Origin of the sequence: Flaviaestuariibacter amylovorans, from assembly GCF_039541815.1 — a bacterium.
Lineage (GTDB): Bacteria > Bacteroidota > Bacteroidia > Chitinophagales > Chitinophagaceae > Flavisolibacter > Flavisolibacter amylovorans.
Window position 1 is genome coordinate 434,684 of record NZ_BAABGY010000016.1, and the last position, 15,958, is coordinate 450,641.

Below are 15,958 nucleotides of genomic sequence, written 5' to 3' on the forward strand. Positions count from 1 at the left end.
CCATTATTATTTGAACCGGTCGGCATAATCCTGCATATGATCGCGGGTCACGAAATCAACCATCTTCCCGGCTTCCTTTTGCATGCCCTCCATCTTTGCCACAGCCGCTTCCTTCATTCCCGAAGCTAGGTTGCACAGGCTGCTCCAGGCACCCGATGTCGCTTTCTTCACATCCACCGCCGCGCGCTGCACCGAGCTGCCGATCAGGTAATCGATCTCCGCTTCGCCTCCATAGGCAGTCACCCGCATGAATTCGTTCTGGTCTTCGTCCGTAAAGTTCTTATGTCGCTTACAGGGCACCCGGCCGTTGCGGTCCTTTGCATTCAGGATGATCACAAAGTCGGTGTCCTCTTCGATCTCTTTTACAATACGGCTACAGGCGTGGTCCAGAAGCTCCTTGGCCACATCACCGCGGCTAGCCATGTCCATACCCACGCTGGCCATGGTCAATAGGTTTCGCTTGAAGAACACATTGAAGGAAACGTGCATTTCTTGCATAACAATGTTTTGATACGTTTACTGAGAGGTTATAGATTTTTGTGCGCCGGTCTCAGCCACCATCCCGGGAGCGGCTTCAAACTATTGCGCGCAACCTGTGCGGCGCTCTACTCCGAACTTCCGCCGCTCTTCAGACTCCTGTGAAATTTATCGAGCTGCAGGCCCACCGTATCTGAGCCTGTATGCAGGGCCCGCGCACCAATACCTGCCACGCAGCCACCTATGGCGCCGGCAATAGCCGTAACCCCAAGCAGCGGCGCTCCAGCTAAAGCGCCCACTGCCGCACCGGCACCGCATGCCTTTGCATAGTCTTTTGCCAGCGAACGTAGCTGGCCCGTATCATACTGGTGCCCGTCGACGCCAGGGATCTGATTCAGTTGGCGGGCAAAATTTCTGTCCGATTGAAGTTTAACATCGTCGTTTGCCATATTTCAAGCGTTTTTATCGTAATCAGCCGGATGCTTCCTGGCTATTGGTTTTAATGGTTGATCAAATGAATCAGATCCTTACCCCCACCAACCGGGCACTCCTGCGGATATATTCATCCGCCTCCCTCGACTCCACCAGGCAGCCGGCCCGCTTCGCCTGCTGGGCCGCGCTGCGCTGCAGGAGCGTCACCGCGCAGCTCGTATCGTCTACGAGCGGGATGCCTACTACGGCTTCCGTCAACACGTCGCCGCCGATGCCGCCGTGCGAGGTGCGGAAGAGCCGCTCCTGGTAGGCCCCGCCGTCGCCGGTGCTCGTGCCCGTGTTGCCGAAGTCCATGAGGCGGCTCCCGGCAGCGGTGGCGAGGGCCGAGCCCCAGCCCCAGCCCGGGAGCGCCTCGCGCCAGGCGAGCGGCTGCGCCGTGCGCGAGCCCACCTCGGGGTGCCGCCGCGCATGGAACACGTGGTCCACGTTATAGATCGTACGGCTGAACGAGTCCCAGCGCGTCGACGTCCGCTCCACCGCATCGTACAGCCCCATGAAATGGCTCCGGTACTTCAGCATCGCCGCCAGGTGGATCACCACGTGGCCGCCGCGCGAATGGCCTACCAGGATGAAGCGGAAGCCCGGGTTGCGGCCGATCGTGCACTGGTAGCCGTTGAAGAAGCTCTCCTCCCCGTACTTGCGCGCCACCCGATCGAGGTCGCTCCGCAGCTGGTTGCGGATCACGAGCCAGTCGGCACCCGCAATCCCGCCTCCTTCCGACGGACCGTCGTGAAACACCTTCTCCTGGGCCTGCACGCTATGGTAGAAATTCCGGACGCTGCTGTTCTTGTACGTCTTCGAATTCGTTCCGTCCACACAAATCACAATATCGATCATGCCCCCTCGGTTTTCGTTCGTTCAATGATGGGTCCTCAGTCTTCCAGCCGCACCCGCACCTGGTAATGCATCGACACGGCCGACTGCAGCTCGAGGTCGCTCACGAGGTCGGCCTTGATCGTGTCCCATTCCTCGGGGTAGCGGAACCCCGGCAGGGGCAGCACCTCGATGTCGATCAGGTTCACGAGGCCGGCATGGGGCAGCGGGCTCACGCCCACGCCTTTCTGCACGGTCACCGAGTGGGCGCGGCCCTCGAGGCGCATCTGGCAAAAGCTCCGGATGTCTTCCAGCGTCACCATGCGGCCGCGGGTGATGAGCGTATTGCGGTAAGCGTCGAGCACCTGGGTGTTCTGCAGCTTGTCCTTGCCCCCGGTGGTGCTCGTCATCAGCAGCATGCTCTCGTGGGCCAGGTCGGCGCCCTGGTACAGGTCGAGGCGGAGGCCGCTGCGGATGCCGTTGCCCATCTCGCCGTTAGTGGTCCAGTACTCGGCAAAGATGTTCTCCCCTTCCACGTGCGGGTTCACCAGCAGGTAGGTAGGCGTCTGGTTCAGCATCGACAGGTTCTGGCGCACCTTCTGCTCGAGGAGGGCGATGTTCTGGTTCAGCTCTTTGATCAGCGAGGCTACGAAGTCCTGGCCCAGGGCGGCAAAGGCACGGCTTTCGTCGCGCAGCAGCTCCAGGGCATAGTTCAGGTACTCGATGGCGTCGCGGCTGTCGAAGCGCTCCACGTCGCCGGTGCGTACCGAGTAAGTGCCCTTCGTATCGCGTGCCTCGAAGGGGTTGCTCGAATAGAAATGCCCCTGCCCGGTGGCCAGGTCGGTGCCGTGCACCGACTTCACCGACAGGAACTGCTCGGGCGAGAGCAGGGGAATGATGTTGAAGCTCTGGTTGAGCCGGTAGCGCACCTCGTTGAGGTGGCGGTTCACGATCGGGAAGCAGTTGATCGATACGCTCAGGTCGTCGAGCACCTGCTCGTCGAACTCGGGCAGCAGCACCAGCTTGATCCAGTGCAGCGGTTGCTGGAAGCGCCCCAGCTCCGATTGGCTCAGCACCTGGGCGAACTCCGCGGGGTAGGGCGCCGCCGTGATGAGGGCGCCGGCCGGCTGGCGCACCGTGATGAATTGCTGGCGGTACAGGTGGTTCACCTTCCGCTCCACGTTCTGGTTGATGTCGAATTCGTCGAAGCTCGTAAAGGCCGAGAAGGCGGGCGCGCCGGTGAGCGCATCGCACAGCCCCTCCTCGATCTCGAGTGCCCGGCCCTCACTGCTCCACTGCCCATAGTGCAGCAGCGGGAAGAGCGCGTTCTTGGTCGGGTAGTTCTTCAGGTCGAAAAAGAAGGTGAGGCCGTCGAGGCTTTTTACCTGTGGGTCGAGCTCAATGCCAAGCCAAAGGGTATGGGCGGGCAGGCGGCGGCCGTAGCCCCCGGATACGCCGAAGGACTCCTTCAGCTGCTGCGCGTTGACGTTATAGAAGCTGTTGCCCGAGGCCATGAAGCGGACGTCGCCGTTGAACACGCGGTAGTTGCCGGCGGGCGAGAAGAAGATGTCGAGGTTGGCGTCGTTCGGGCCGCCGGGCTTGGAGGGCACCTTGCGCTGGAAGAAGAACTGCATCGCCGGGTACACCGAGAGCTCGGGCTCCACGGCGCGCGCATGCAGGATGGCGTGGGCCGGCGTCGGCGCCGTATATACCTCCGGGGTGAGGAGGCGGGCCAGCTTATCGAGCATGCGCTCCTGTACCGACGAGATCTCGTTGGAGATCCGGTACAGCTCCACCGAGCAGGCCTCGATGAGGAGGCGCACCAGCGGGTCGAAGTTGTCGATATCGGCATCGTTGTAGCCCCAATAGCGGGCGGCATGGCGAAACATACGCGCCGCCACGGCTTCCTTGCTCACAATTGCATTCGTGCTGTTCATATCAATCCAATGAGAGGGGGCTCAGGTAGATGGTGGTCGAGAAGGGGAACTCCTCGCCGGTTTCCCGGATGCGCCCTTTGATGTAAATACTCAGTTTCTTTTTGACGGACTTCGAATCCTTCAGCGACGTGAGGTTCTCGTCCTGCCCGATCTCGATCTCCACGGCGATCTCGTAGAGCCGCACCTCGTGGCGCGTCACCGAGTTGGCCACCGACTTGCGGATGCGCTCGAGCCAGAGGTTCTGGTTGGCGATGAGCTCGAAGTCCATATCCCAGAGCTCGCAGCCGTAGCTTTTGTCGTAGCGGTGCTCCTCGAACTTGGAGGTGATGATGAGGTAGAGGTTCTGCGCGATCGACTTTTTAAGGTCGCAGGTATTGAGGTCGCTGTTGCGCTTCAGCAGCGAGGAAAAGCGGATCGGGAGCTCGTAGTAGTGCTTGACCATGGTTAGTTGATTTTAACGAGGCCGGCTTTGAGGTTGGCCATGCCGCCGCCGTCGAGGTCCAGCTGCGCGGACGCCTTCACCTTTACAGTGGCGCTGCCTTCGACCTTGACGTTCGTGCTCTTCGCCCCGATCTCCTGGCTGCCTTCCATCTTGATCGTCTTGGCCTTCATCTCGATGGAGTCGCTGGCCTCCACCTTGATCGTTTTGCCCTTCACCGTGATGGCTTCGGACGAAACGTTGATGGTGGATTCGGAGTGCACCTCGATGGCCTTGTTCGACTTGATGGTGATGGTGCCTTTATCGTTCTTCAGCAGGATGGAGATGATGTTGGCGTCGTCGGTCTTGATCACAATCTCCTGCTCCTTCTGCTGGTCTTTATCCTTGAAGTAGATGGTGTTGCCGCTGCGGGTGCGGATGGCCTTGATGTGGTTGTCGCTGTTCTTAGCCGAGTCCACGGCCTTGCCATGGGCCACGCTGCCCATCACGAAGGGGCGGGCCGGGTCGTTCTGATGAAAGCCCACGATCACGTAGTCGTCGATCTCCGGGGTAAAAAAGAGGCCGCGGTTCTTGCTGTCGTCGGAGCGGAGGCCGGCGTGGAGGCTCATCACGCGGATCCAGGGCGTCGTTTCCGGGCCATCCTGCCAGAAGAGCTGCACCTGCACCCGGCCCAGGTTGTCGGGGTCCTTGTTGTTCTTGACCACGCCCAGCTGCGGTTCGGCCTGCGGCGCGCGGTCGTAGGGATTGGGCATGACGGTCACCTTGGAGGGGACGGCCTCGAATGAGTTTTGGTAGTTACCCAGTCCGTCGGTGGAGTGGGTGACGCTGGTTACGGTATAGGTGCCGAAGTCGGTCTCGCCTTTCTTGTCGGGCTGCACGGCCACGATCTGCACGTTGATGCCGGGGCGCACGTAGGGCGAGTCGGAAACCGCATGCAGGTACACGAGGTCCGACACGCGCGACGATTTCTCGTGCGTTACGAGGTTGTCGAGCTCCTGCTTCGTGGCGGCTTCGGGCGCCGACAGCTGCACGGGTTTGTAAGAGAAGAGGCTCGCAGACGCGCTGGCGGCGCCATCGTTGAACTTGGAGAGGTTGTTGGCCGATACGTCGGCAGAGGCCGTGGTGAAATGCTGTTCTTCCTTGTAGCTGTACTCCACCTGCTCGAAGTTGACCGGTGCCACGCGCACGTTCAGTTTCAGGTCCGAGATGTCGCGGGGGTATTTGAGCTCGATCTGCTTCGCGCTGGAAGGCTTTCCGAAGCAAAGCTGGAGCCCGTCGTAGAAGAACCACTCGCCGTACTCGCCCGCAAGGCGCCGGAGAAACTGGAAGTTCGACTCCTTGTACTGCACGATGTAGGGGACGGTACTCTTGAACTTCGGGTCCGGGGCAATGCCCATCAGGTTGGACGACACGTTCCGGGTGGCGTCGCGAACGATCTGCGCGAGGCCCTTCTTGGTGAAGGAGGCATTGTGCGGCCCGCCTTCGAGCAGGATCGTGGGGCTGTGGCCGCGGAAGATGATGTCGCCCATCGATCCCACGGTGTTGGCCAGCGATACGTCGGTAACGACGCCCTTGAAGATGTGATCCGCGTAGTTGCTGTCGTCCCGTTCGCGGAAGGTGAAGGTGATCGCCTTGCCGAGGTACGCCTGTGCCCCGTCGAGCAGCATCGTGTTGGGCTCCTCGATCACGTCATGGTTGAAGCGCAGCTCGAACTGGTGGTGGCCGTTGAACTGCTGCGTGACCGTCAGGTACGAGAAGGGAGTGATTTGCTTCCCGCTTTCGGTGGTGATCTCGATATCGATTTGCTGGGACACGGTGGCGGCGTTGAATAAGAAATAAAGGCCACAAAATCGGTGCTTCAGAAACTGAAACGCAAACTTTGTGGCGCTTGTTATTTTGGATCGGCGGACGGTTACTTCTTATCCGGCCAGTCGTTCTGGTGCTCGGCGTTGCCGATCTTCAGCGTGCGGGCAGAAACGATGAAGTTGATGGTCATCGGGTTGCTGCCTACGGAGTCGAGGGCCTCGGAGTACTGCACGATGTAGCCATCTTCGAAGGAAAGCTCCTTCATCTTGGCGTCCTCATCGCGCTTCTGGAACGTGATGGTGCCTTTCTGGGACTTGTACACGTTGTTGATCATGGATTCCAGTACGGAAGTATCATCGGTGGACTCCACTTCGAGTTGAACCGTGCCGCCGTAAACGCTGGAAGCCGGGCGACCTTTAGCGTCGACGTCGCGGCGGAAGGTGTAGCTGCAATGGAGTACGTCGAACTCCTTGCCTCCCATTTTCAATTTTGCTTTGAAAGACATAGTGATGGTTTTAACGATGAAGAATTATTGCTGTTTGGTTTGTGTGTCCCAGTTGGTGTTGCCGTCATCACCCTTCGTACCATCGAGCTTGAGCATGAAGCTCTTGGCCGGGAAGTAGGGCGTGATGTGGATGTCCAGGTGGATCCGGTCCTTATTGACCTCGTCGCGCTCGAAGCGGTCGATCCGGAACTTCTCGATCAGGTTGGAGGGCCCGGTGATGCCGTCGAGGAATTTCACGATCTGCTCGCGCAGCTCTTTTTCCGTCTTGCCGGTCCAGTTCTCGAAGGCGCGGCGGTTGAGGAAGTCGATGAGGGTCTTGTTGATGTAGTCGAACACGCGCACTACCGAATAGGTCTGGAGGCCGAGGTTGTCGCCGTTGAAGAGCGTCTTGGCGGAGAAGGCCATCACCTTGCCGTACTCGTTCACCATCGGCACGAGGCCGATGCGGTCGAGCGTGGAGATCTCACTTTTCTTGAGGTCGAACTTGACGCCGTCCACCTCGTTCATGCCACCGTGCTTCTTACCCGCAGCCACCTGCGACATCAGCGTGGTATAGAGCTTTCCGGCCATGGCGGAGGAGGGCGGAACCATTACGTCTTCTTCCTCGCCTACTTCCTGGTTCTTGCCGCGGCCTACGAGCCAGTTGCAGGTCATCATCACGTTGGAACGATACACGTCGCCGCCGGTGAGGTTCTCGGACTCGAACATGTCGATCACTTCGTCCACGTTGTCGAGGTTCTCGAAGTCGGTCACGAGCATCACCTTGTTGGAGTGCGCGATCTTCGCCCACTTCTCCACTACCTTGTTGGAGCCCAGGTAACCCGGGAGCGCCAGGATGGCGTAGTGGTTGCGGAGGTCGAGTCGGTCGTAGTTCTGCTTCAGCTCGTCGGCGATATAGTCGATGAAGCGCGTGTTGTCGAGGTCCTTCATGTCTTCGAAGGCCGCATTCACGATCGTTACGTTCTTGATCTTGTCCGACTCGGCGTTCTTGTAAAAGAGGGCGAGCGAGCGGTAGTTCGTTTCGAGCTGGCGGGTCGTTTCGAGCGCCACGCGCAGGTTGTTCTTCAGTGTATAGGAGATGGAGGTGAGCCGCTGCGTGGCCTTGTCGAACATTCCCGACAGGTCGTCGGACTCACTTAACATCTTGATCCAGAGGTCCAGCTTTTTCTTGAGCGACTCGCGCTCCGCTTTTTTCGAGCCCTCCGTAAGGAAGATCTTCTTGAGGGCCTTGCGCTCGGGGTTGAGGTTCTTGACGCCGTCGATGGAAGATTCCAGGAAGTCGAAGCCGCCGAACTTGGCGAGGGCCTTCACGCTTTCGTCGAGGCTGCGTGTCGGCAATGCGGAGGGAATGGGCTTGGCGTCCAGGAACGCGGCTTCGGCCGCAACTTCCTGCTGCTGTAAATTCGTTTCTGACATGAGGAGGTTGTTTTACGGTTATTTATTGTCTTCCAGTTCCTGCCGGAGCGACTGCAGGGCGCTGAGGAAAGCGGCCTTGGCGTCGGGGTTGGCCATTACGAGTTTCATCAGCTTGTTCTTGTCCAGCTGCTTGATCATTTTCTGGTACTGCTCTTCCTGCACGGCAAGATCCTGCAGGTAAGGGCTCTGCGCGGCGATGCTGTTGGTGCTGAAGTCGCCCAGGTTGCCGAAGCGAAGCGTTTCGGTGCGGGTAGAGCCTTCCTCCGTTTCGAAGTCGACGTCCACCTCCGGCTTGAAGTGCGCAAATACCTCCTCGATCGTTTTGAGGTCATACACGGCTTCGGGCTTTACCGGGGCGTCCTGGGTGAGCTGCTGTACAAAAAGCGTTCGGTTCTGTGCCAGGTTGGTAATCGCTTCCGAGGCGTCCTGCGGCACGTCATTGCCTCCTACTCCATACTGATACATAAGGGGTTGTTTTGGTATTTGAATAATGGGGGGTTCTTGAGGTGTACTGGATGCCCCCGGAGTGAACAATCTTCTCAAGTATGAAAATAAACTCTTAAGTGACACGTAACAAGAATTTAGGTAAGTTCTTGAGAAAAATACCCGCTTTTGGGTATAGCTGAAACCCTTTCCCGGCGGGCGTTTCCGGCGACATCGTTCATTATCAATCGATTTGCCATTGGATGACATCCTCGGCGTCGAGATGCACGCGCACCTTCGAGCCTTTTTTCACCTCACCCGATACGATGAGGCGCGAAAGCGGCCGGCGCAGGTGCGTCCGGATAACGCCCGAAATTTGCCGCGCGCCGTACTTCGGCGTGAAGTCCGTGAGCGCGATCTTCTTTTTCGCCGCTTCGTCGATCTCGAGCGAGATGGACTGCTTGTCGAGGCTCTCGAGCAGGCTCTTCATCTGGATCTCGAGGATGCGCACCACGTTGGCCTCGGAGATCGGCGCAAACGGAACGATCTCGGTGAGGCGGGCGAGGAACTCGGGCCGGAAATGGCGGGCCATGATCTCCATCAGCTGCGACGACTTCGGTTGCACGCCGGTATTGAACTGCTCCACGATCCACTCGCTGCCGATGTTGGACGTGAAGATGATCAGGGCGTTGGAAAAGTCGCCCTCCTTGCCGAGGCGGTCGTGCATTTTGCCCTCGTCGAGGATCTGCAGGAAGATATCGAACACGGAGGGGTGCGCTTTCTCGATCTCGTCGAACAGCACCACCGAGTAGGGCTGTGCGCGGATCTTGTTGACCAGCATGCCGCCCTCTTCGTAGCCCACGTATCCGGGAGGCGCGCCATAGAGCAGTGCCGCCGAGTGCTCCTCCTTGAACTCCGACATGTCGAAGCGGATCATGGCCTTCTCGTCGTTGAAGAGGAAGTCGGCCAGGGATTTCGTGATCTCGGTCTTGCCGGTGCCGGTGGGCCCGAGCAGGAAGAAGGAGCCGATGGGCTGACCGGGCTTGTTGAGGCCGCTGCGCGATTCCACGATGGCGTTGGAGAGCGACTTCACGGCGCCGTCCTGGCCCACCACACGGCGCTTGATGATGTCTTCCATCTGCAGCAGCTTCTGCTGCTCCTGCGCCTGGATCTTCCCGATGGGGATGCCGGTCTTATAGGAAACTACGGCAGCGATCTCCTGCTTCGTCACTTCATTGGAGATCTCCTGGCTGAGGGCGGTGAGCTTGCTCAGCTGGTTGGCGAGATGCTGCTGCAGCGCTTCGAACTCCTCGATCGCGGCGGCGTCAGTGGCGTCCTGGAGCAGGCCGATGAGCACGGGGCTGAGGCGGTTGTGCATGGAGCGGGAGAACCAGCGGTATTCCGAAAGGCGGCCCGCGTCATCGAGCTCCGCATCGGTCTGGATGCGCTCGAACTCGGCGCTGAGGGCGATGAGCTCGTTTTGAGAGGTCTCGTTCATCATCCGGATGGCGGCCATGGTGCGGTCGAGCAGGTCGATGGCGGCGTCGGGCAGGCGGCGGTCTTTCACGTAGCGCTTCGCGAGGCGCACGCATTCGGCGAGCACATCGCGGCGTACCTGCAGGCTGTGGTGCGCCTCGTAGGCCGGCACCACTTTCTCCATCATCTTGGTAGCGGTAACGAGGTCGGGCTCCTCCACGCGCAGCGTTTCGAAGCGGCGGTTGAAGGCCTGCTCGGGCTCGATGATCTTGCGGTACTCGTCGTTGGTGCTGGCGCCGATCACGGTGATCTCGCCGCGCGCTAGCTCCGGCTTCAGCAGGTTGGCCGCACCGCCGCTGGCCGGCCCTTTCGGGTCGAGCAGGGTATGGATCTCGTCGATGAAGAGCACCGCCTTGTCGAACTGCTTGATCTCGCGGATGATGTTTTTGAGGCGGTCTTCCACCTCGCCCTTGTAGGAGGCGCCGGCGGCGAGCGCGCCCATGTCGAGCTCGAAGAGCATGGCGCCTTTGAGGTTATCGGGCACCTTGTCTTCGGCGAGGGCGAGGGCGAAGCCTTCCACGAGGGCCGTTTTACCCACGCCGGGCTCGCCGATGATGATGACGTTGGGTTTCGAGCGGCGCCCGAGGATCTCCAGCATCATGCGGGTCTCCTTGTCGCGGCCCACGATGGGGTCTACCTTGCCCTCCCGCGCCAGCGAGGTCTTGTCGACGCAGTACTTGAGCAGGGCGTTGGTGCTGCGGGCTGCTCCACCGCCTGCATCGGGGGCGCCGCCGGCTACGGCGGGCATGCCCACGGCCTGCTTGATGGAGGAGTCGTTGAGGTAGAGGTCGAGGATCTCCTTCTCGCGGAGGGGGAACGATTTGAGCTGGTCTACGGTGAACCCGACGTTGGGTTTCACCAGTGCAGCAAGGACGCAGATCGGCGATACGTCGTCGAGCCCGAGCTTGAGGCGGATGTTGTCGGCCTCCTCCAGCACGCGGGCCACGGCATCGTCGGCGGTGATGAGCTCGGGCAGGCGGGCGGAGCGCGGGAAATCCTCCATCCGGATCTCGGCCCACTCCTGCATGTAGGAGATGTCCTTGTCGATCGACTTCAGGAAGTCGGTGAGGCCGGCCTCTTTGTGCAGGAGCCCGCGCAGCAGGTGGGGCAGCGAGAATTTCTCGGAGTAGTTCTCCCGGGCAAAGGACTGCGCGATCTGGATCGCGGTCTTGAGGGAGTCGTTCAGCGAAAGCGTCACCATAGTCTGTGTTTTGTGGACGGGCCCGTCTAACGGTTGTAGATCAGGTCGCCCGGGGTTTTGTTCAGGATCTTTTTGATGGTCATCCAGGAGATCGCGATGGAGGAGGCCAGGACCACGGCGAGGGCGATGGCGGTGTTGGCGTCCACGATCTTGAAGTAGTTGATGTCCTGCTCCACCACCATGTTCATGGTGAGGAACCGGTCGAGCAGGAGGCCGGTGGCGGAGGCGAGCACCAGCGCCAGCAGGGTCGACACCAGGATGAACATCAGGATGATGCCCATGTAGATGCTGCGTGCCTCGCGGTCGGCCAGGCCGATGGCCTTGAAGGTGCCGATGTTCATCTTCACCTTGGAGAGGTGGCTCTTGAGCAGGTTGAAGATGAAAAGGCCTACGGCGAGCGTGCTGAATACGACCAGCAGGATGGAGATGGTGTACGTGACGTTGGAGAGGAAGTTGATGTTCTCCTTTTCCTTTACCTGGTTGATGTCGACCTCGATCAGGTAGTTGTCGCTCTGCGTGTTGAACTTTGTGAGCAGGAACTTCGAGAAGTCACGCACGCGGTCGAGGTTGTTGAAGTAAACCGAGATCTGGTCGTAATACGGATCGGAATACTGCTCCACCTCGCTGTACATATACGTCCGTACGAATTCTTCCGGCTTTGCCTGACCGGCGGCCAGTGAAACCAGCTTTTTCTGGAGGCTGTCGAGCGTGCCGTAGGTCGGGAAGGGTTCCAGGAACTGCACCTGGAACGTATACCCGGGTTTGAAGCCAAATGTATCCGCTTCCAGGAACACTTCGGGCTGGAAGCTGCTGTAGCGGGCGTCCTTGCTGAGGAAGTCGGCGTACGCCGTCTTGATCTTGCGGGCCTTCTCCTGGTCCTTGCCGTAGTAGAACAGGAAGAAGGACTTCACGTTCTGTCCCGGGTCGAGGGTAGCGGAGTTATTGACGTACGCCTTGTAGAAATACAGCGGGTAGACGAGGTCGAGGCGGCCGGGCAGCTCCGACACGATGGTACGGATCGGGATCGGCATCGATACCGGCACCATGCGGCTTTGGCCGGCGCTGGTGTCGGCGCGCGACATCCGCATCAGGATGTGGTCGGCATCGGCAGGATAGCCATAGTCGCGCAGAAAGCGCTCCGTCACGATCACGGCCATATCGCTCTTGTTGCGGAAGCCTTCCGGCCGGCCGGCGATCACGTTCTTCGGCGCCAGCACGAACTCCTGCACGAGGCGGGCATCGCGGTCCATATCCACGCTGCGGGTCTTCGCCGGGTTATACTCTTTCTCGGCATGGTTGTACACGAACGCCACCGAGGTCACGAACGGCGTTACGCTCTGGTAGTTGAATGCCGTCTTGTTGTTCGGCGACTCGAGCACGTCCACCAGCTCCTTTACCTTTTCCTTGTCGGCGCGGAGCACCGGGATCGAGATCTTGACCCAGTTTACGAAGGCGCTGCTCATCTTCTTGTTCAGGTAGTCGAGCCCCCCGTTGGCGAAGCCGATCGCCAGGAAGGTAAAAAAGAGGATCAGGGAGAGTACCCACAGGTTCATGAACTGTCGGCCCAGGAGCACGCGGCCCTCTTTGCGCTGGAACAGCTGCCGGTAAGTGATGCCGGTGTTGACGTTGCCCTTTCCGGCAGCCGTCTGCACCTTGTTTTCATTAGCCGCTACATAGTAGGAGCGGAGGCGACGCTTGAAGCGCTCAATGCCGGAATCGTCCAGCCCTTCCCAGTCGGGTGCGTTGAAGATGTTGCGGTCGTGCACCTCGCCGTAGCCTTTCTCGGGCTCCTTCGTGATCACGATGATCTGGTCGGCATAGGCCACGGCCAGGTCGATGTCGTGCGACACTACGATGGCCGAGAGCCCCCCGTTGAGGTTCGACTTGATGGTGGCGAAGAGCTCGTGCGCGTTGGCCTCGTCGAGGTTGCCCGTGGGCTCGTCGCCGAAGAGCACCGTGGCCTGGTTGGTGAGCGCCCGCACAAAGGCGAGGCGCTGGCGCTGGCCGCCGGATAGGTTCACGGCGAGGGTTTCGAGGTCCACTTCGCTTTGCGGGAGCTTCACCCGCGCCATGAGGGTCTGGGCCTCCGGCAGCACCTTGGCCTGCGCCACGTTTTCCTTGATCATCCCAGAGAGGCACACGTTCTCGTAGGCCGTGAAGTTCTCCATCAGGTTGGTGTTCTGGAAAATGAAGCTGTAGTAGCGCTTGCGTACGGTGTTCAGCTCCTGGTAGGCGCCGCGGTCCCACAGCTTCGCGATGTCGACGGGTTTGTTGCCATCGGCCGGCGTAAACGTTATGGAGCCGTCGGCCACGGTATTGTTCATGAGGCCGAGCGTCTCCAGCAGGGTACTCTTGCCGCAGCCGGAGGCGCCGAGCAGGAACACGAGCTTTCCCTGCGGGATCTCCAAGTGCTTGATCCGGAGCACGGCGTCGTCTTCCTGGCGGTTATAGGCGCAGGCGAGGTTCTCGATCGTAAAAAGGGGAGCGTTCATGCAGTGTGTGTTCTGGTGTTTTGGTTAGGGTAGGTTCTCCTCGTTGACCCAGTAGTACACACCCCAGGAAAGTGCCAGGCGATACTTAGGGTTACCGATGACCGAATTGATATCGTCGAACTTCGCTTTGAAGACCCTCGTGAGCTTGATGATCTCCTCATCCGGAGTAGCCTTCGGATCCAGGTAGTCGAGGATCGGCTTCTTGGTGAGCAAGGGGTTCTTGCTCGGGAGGCTGGTGGCTACTTCCATTACCTGGGCCGCGTTCCACTTCTTGTTCATGATATTCTCCCGCGCCTTCTTCTGGTCTCCCAGGTAGGAGCCGAGAATGGTGATGAAGGTATTGACCAGCTTTTCGCGGGTCTCGCTCATATTTGTTTGGTCGTACAGCGATTTCAGGTTCTGCTGCAGGTTGATCAGTTCATCCTCCGACATGTACAGGGTCTTCGTATACACATCATTATCATACCCTTCTCTGGACAGGGTTGTATAGCCAGGGATAAAGAACTGGTAGTTATCCTTGTAAAACCGCTTGATGAGTTGCGGATCGTCTACTTTTTCGCTGATGGATTGTAAGTAGCGGACTACGGAAGCGTCCACCTTGAAGCCTCGCTGCCCGATACCATCGAACACTGCGTTCAGCTCCACAACCTTACGCTCGATATCTGCGTCAACCACGGCAAATGTGGAGTCCAGACTCTCGTTGATGGTTGCTGCGGAAAGTGCGCTGCCGGGAGGCGGAAAGGCCACCACACCCATGATATCGGTTGTGGTCGGGTACACGAGCCGGAATCCATAATCACCATAAGATTCGAACTTCGGATCAATGCGCGCATTGATCAGGGCGGCCGTTCCGGCATTCAGCTTCACAGATTGCTTGCTCGCCTCCACCATCAGGCGGCGGCAAAACAAGGGGAACTGATCGTAGTCGGCGCCACGGCCTTGCGCCACCTGGAAAGTGAGCAGGTTGACCTTATTCTCGGCCGCCATCTTGATCAGGTTCTCATCTGCGTACTGGCCGGTGCTGCGGCCCTTGCCTCCACCAAGCACAACGAGCACCTTGGTTTCGTTCTTGTTCTTGGAGGCGCTCGCCAGGAGGCGTAAACCCATGTAAATTCCCTTGTTGACTGCGCGGGATGTACGTTGACATCCTGCTATCGACCCATTTTTCTTGATGAAATCGATCACCGTCTCGGCGTCGGTATCCAATGCCTTCATCTGGGAGATATCCAGTTCACCACCCGGGCACCGGTTATCCATCTCGTCACGGTAAAGAACAGCACCGTACTTGATGTCATTATCCGAACGGATACGTCGACGACGTTCTACAAGACGCTCGACTACGTTCTCGACCACGGAAAGGTATTCCTTCATCCCGCTGCTACCGTCCACTACGAACACAATGTTTACTTTACGGGCGCTCGTCTTCGCATCATGTGCCTCACGTTCGATCCTGGCCGCGTCATCCACGGTCATAACCTGCTTGCCGCTTTCGTCAAGGATACTGGTTACGTATCCGGTCTTGAACACGTTATTGTCCTTGTCTTCCGAAATGATCGGCAGGCGTTTCTCGAGCGGGCTTCGTTCGCGGTCTAACGGGTCGGCGTCCCAGATCGGCGCGCCGCCTTTACCCTTTTTCCACTCGGTCGCATCCTGCTGCGAAGCGAACAGGGAAGCCTTTCCCTTTGATTTCCGCTCCGCGATCGCCGCGTCACTCATGTTAAATTCCAGGCAGACCCGATCCGCCCAGGTTACGGCGATATCGTCGCTCACCCATCCGAGCACGTCGCTATCGATACGGTCGGGGAAAGACACGGCTCCTTTACCCACAAGTACACTTTTTCCTTCCCGCTTGTATACAAACAGGAATTGGAACATGGTGATGCCAATATCGCTTACCTGGGTGAGTCCCGGGTCTTTGAACAGTTTTAAGCGGCCGCCCTGCTTCACGTGCACATCTGAGTTCTTGTATGATTTATCAGTCAAGATCGGCAGGACCTTCTCGGAAATCTTCCGGTTCGAGACCTGGCTACGCAGCCACAGCAGCAGTTTGGATTTGGGCGCCCAGCCGTAATCAACCGCTGTTGGTTTCAGGTCATAGCTTGCGCCACCCATCCGTTCCAGCTCGTCATATTTATACAGGTGCAGGTATTCTCCTTTCTCTTCCGTTACATAGAACTTCTCCATGAAGTCCATCGTCTTGTAGGAGCCATCTCCATTCGAATTGCTGAAGGTCTTGTTGTTCGACCGGTCGGAGCACACCACCCATACGATACCTTCATCTGTCGGGGAGTTTGGCGGCAAAATAGTGCCATTGGGCTCGTCCAAGTATCGCTTCGGCACCTTCATGATCCTCCGCTGCGCTTCGACTTCCGAAGTCACATTTAGCAGAAGTGCTAAAAAAATAACTGCTTTCCACATAGG

At 58.9% G+C, this 15,958-nt stretch carries 12 protein-coding genes; all 12 read right to left on the reverse strand.

Translation table 11 applies throughout. The annotated features are described in order from the left end of the window. Positions 1-6: 6 nt before the first annotated feature. The gene (locus tag ABD937_RS21560; protein WP_345258046.1) at positions 7-498 is read right to left on the reverse strand and encodes a hypothetical protein; all 492 of its coding nucleotides are present in this window, start codon (positions 496-498) and stop codon (positions 7-9) included. 107 nt (positions 499-605) lie between these two features. Further along, a complete protein-coding gene (locus ABD937_RS21565; protein ID WP_345258047.1) occupies positions 606-926 on the reverse strand; it encodes a hypothetical protein in 321 nt (106 codons plus the stop codon). Between the two features lie 70 nt (positions 927-996). Beyond that, a complete protein-coding gene (locus ABD937_RS21570; RefSeq protein ID WP_345258048.1) occupies positions 997-1,806 on the reverse strand; it encodes a hypothetical protein in 810 nt (269 codons plus the stop codon). A 35-nt stretch (positions 1,807-1,841) separates the two neighbouring features. Then, positions 1,842-3,719 carry a type VI secretion system baseplate subunit TssF gene (locus ABD937_RS21575; protein WP_345258049.1) on the reverse strand — a complete coding sequence of 626 codons (1,878 nt, stop codon included), beginning with the start codon at positions 3,717-3,719 and terminating at the stop codon, positions 1,842-1,844. Between the two features lies 1 nt (position 3,720). Continuing rightward, positions 3,721-4,161, reverse strand: a complete 441-nt coding sequence (locus ABD937_RS21580; RefSeq protein ID WP_345258050.1) for a GPW/gp25 family protein — start codon at positions 4,159-4,161, stop codon at positions 3,721-3,723. 2 nt (positions 4,162-4,163) lie between these two features. Beyond that, on the reverse strand, positions 4,164-5,972 hold the full coding sequence (locus tag ABD937_RS21585) for a type VI secretion system Vgr family protein (RefSeq protein WP_345258052.1): 1,809 nt from the start codon (positions 5,970-5,972) through the stop codon (positions 4,164-4,166). 98 nt (positions 5,973-6,070) lie between these two features. Beyond that, positions 6,071-6,469, reverse strand: coding sequence for a type VI secretion system tube protein TssD (gene tssD / locus ABD937_RS21590; protein WP_345258053.1), 399 nt, complete (start codon positions 6,467-6,469; stop codon positions 6,071-6,073). A gap of 24 nt (positions 6,470-6,493) precedes the next feature. Further along, complete coding sequence (locus ABD937_RS21595) at positions 6,494-7,885, reverse strand: DUF5458 family protein (protein WP_345258054.1); 1,392 nt, start codon at positions 7,883-7,885, stop codon at positions 6,494-6,496. Between the two features lie 18 nt (positions 7,886-7,903). Continuing rightward, positions 7,904-8,350, reverse strand: a complete 447-nt coding sequence (locus ABD937_RS21600) for a hypothetical protein (RefSeq protein ID WP_345258055.1) — start codon at positions 8,348-8,350, stop codon at positions 7,904-7,906. 202 nt (positions 8,351-8,552) lie between these two features. Next, entirely contained in the window at positions 8,553-11,045 is a 2,493-nt protein-coding gene (locus ABD937_RS21605; RefSeq protein WP_345258056.1) for an ATP-dependent Clp protease ATP-binding subunit, read from the reverse strand. A 26-nt stretch (positions 11,046-11,071) separates the two neighbouring features. Next, positions 11,072-13,537, reverse strand: coding sequence for an ATP-binding cassette domain-containing protein (locus ABD937_RS21610; protein ID WP_345258057.1), 2,466 nt, complete (start codon positions 13,535-13,537; stop codon positions 11,072-11,074). Positions 13,538-13,561: 24 nt separating this feature from the next. Next, positions 13,562-15,955, reverse strand: a complete 2,394-nt coding sequence (gene tssR / locus ABD937_RS21615; RefSeq protein WP_345258058.1) for a type VI secretion system protein TssR domain-containing protein — start codon at positions 15,953-15,955, stop codon at positions 13,562-13,564. Positions 15,956-15,958 lie beyond the last annotated feature (3 nt).

What these genes read in the sequence shown, in the direction of transcription:
- ABD937_RS21560 (WP_345258046.1), bottom strand. Translation starts at nt 498, where the DNA reads ATGCAAGAAATGCACGTTTCCTTCAATGTGTTCTTCAAGCGAAACCTA.
- ABD937_RS21600 (WP_345258055.1), bottom strand. Translation starts at nt 8,350, where the DNA reads ATGTATCAGTATGGAGTAGGAGGCAATGACGTGCCGCAGGACGCCTCG.
- ABD937_RS21580 (WP_345258050.1), bottom strand. Translation starts at nt 4,161, where the DNA reads ATGGTCAAGCACTACTACGAGCTCCCGATCCGCTTTTCCTCGCTGCTG.
- ABD937_RS21610 (WP_345258057.1), bottom strand. Translation starts at nt 13,537, where the DNA reads ATGAACGCTCCCCTTTTTACGATCGAGAACCTCGCCTGCGCCTATAAC.
- ABD937_RS21595 (WP_345258054.1), bottom strand. Translation starts at nt 7,885, where the DNA reads ATGTCAGAAACGAATTTACAGCAGCAGGAAGTTGCGGCCGAAGCCGCG.
- ABD937_RS21605 (WP_345258056.1), bottom strand. Translation starts at nt 11,045, where the DNA reads ATGGTGACGCTTTCGCTGAACGACTCCCTCAAGACCGCGATCCAGATC.
- ABD937_RS21575 (WP_345258049.1), bottom strand. Translation starts at nt 3,719, where the DNA reads ATGAACAGCACGAATGCAATTGTGAGCAAGGAAGCCGTGGCGGCGCGT.
- ABD937_RS21565 (WP_345258047.1), bottom strand. Translation starts at nt 926, where the DNA reads ATGGCAAACGACGATGTTAAACTTCAATCGGACAGAAATTTTGCCCGC.
- ABD937_RS21570 (WP_345258048.1), bottom strand. Translation starts at nt 1,806, where the DNA reads ATGATCGATATTGTGATTTGTGTGGACGGAACGAATTCGAAGACGTAC.
- tssD (WP_345258053.1), bottom strand. Translation starts at nt 6,469, where the DNA reads ATGTCTTTCAAAGCAAAATTGAAAATGGGAGGCAAGGAGTTCGACGTA.
- tssR (WP_345258058.1), bottom strand. Translation starts at nt 15,955, where the DNA reads ATGTGGAAAGCAGTTATTTTTTTAGCACTTCTGCTAAATGTGACTTCG.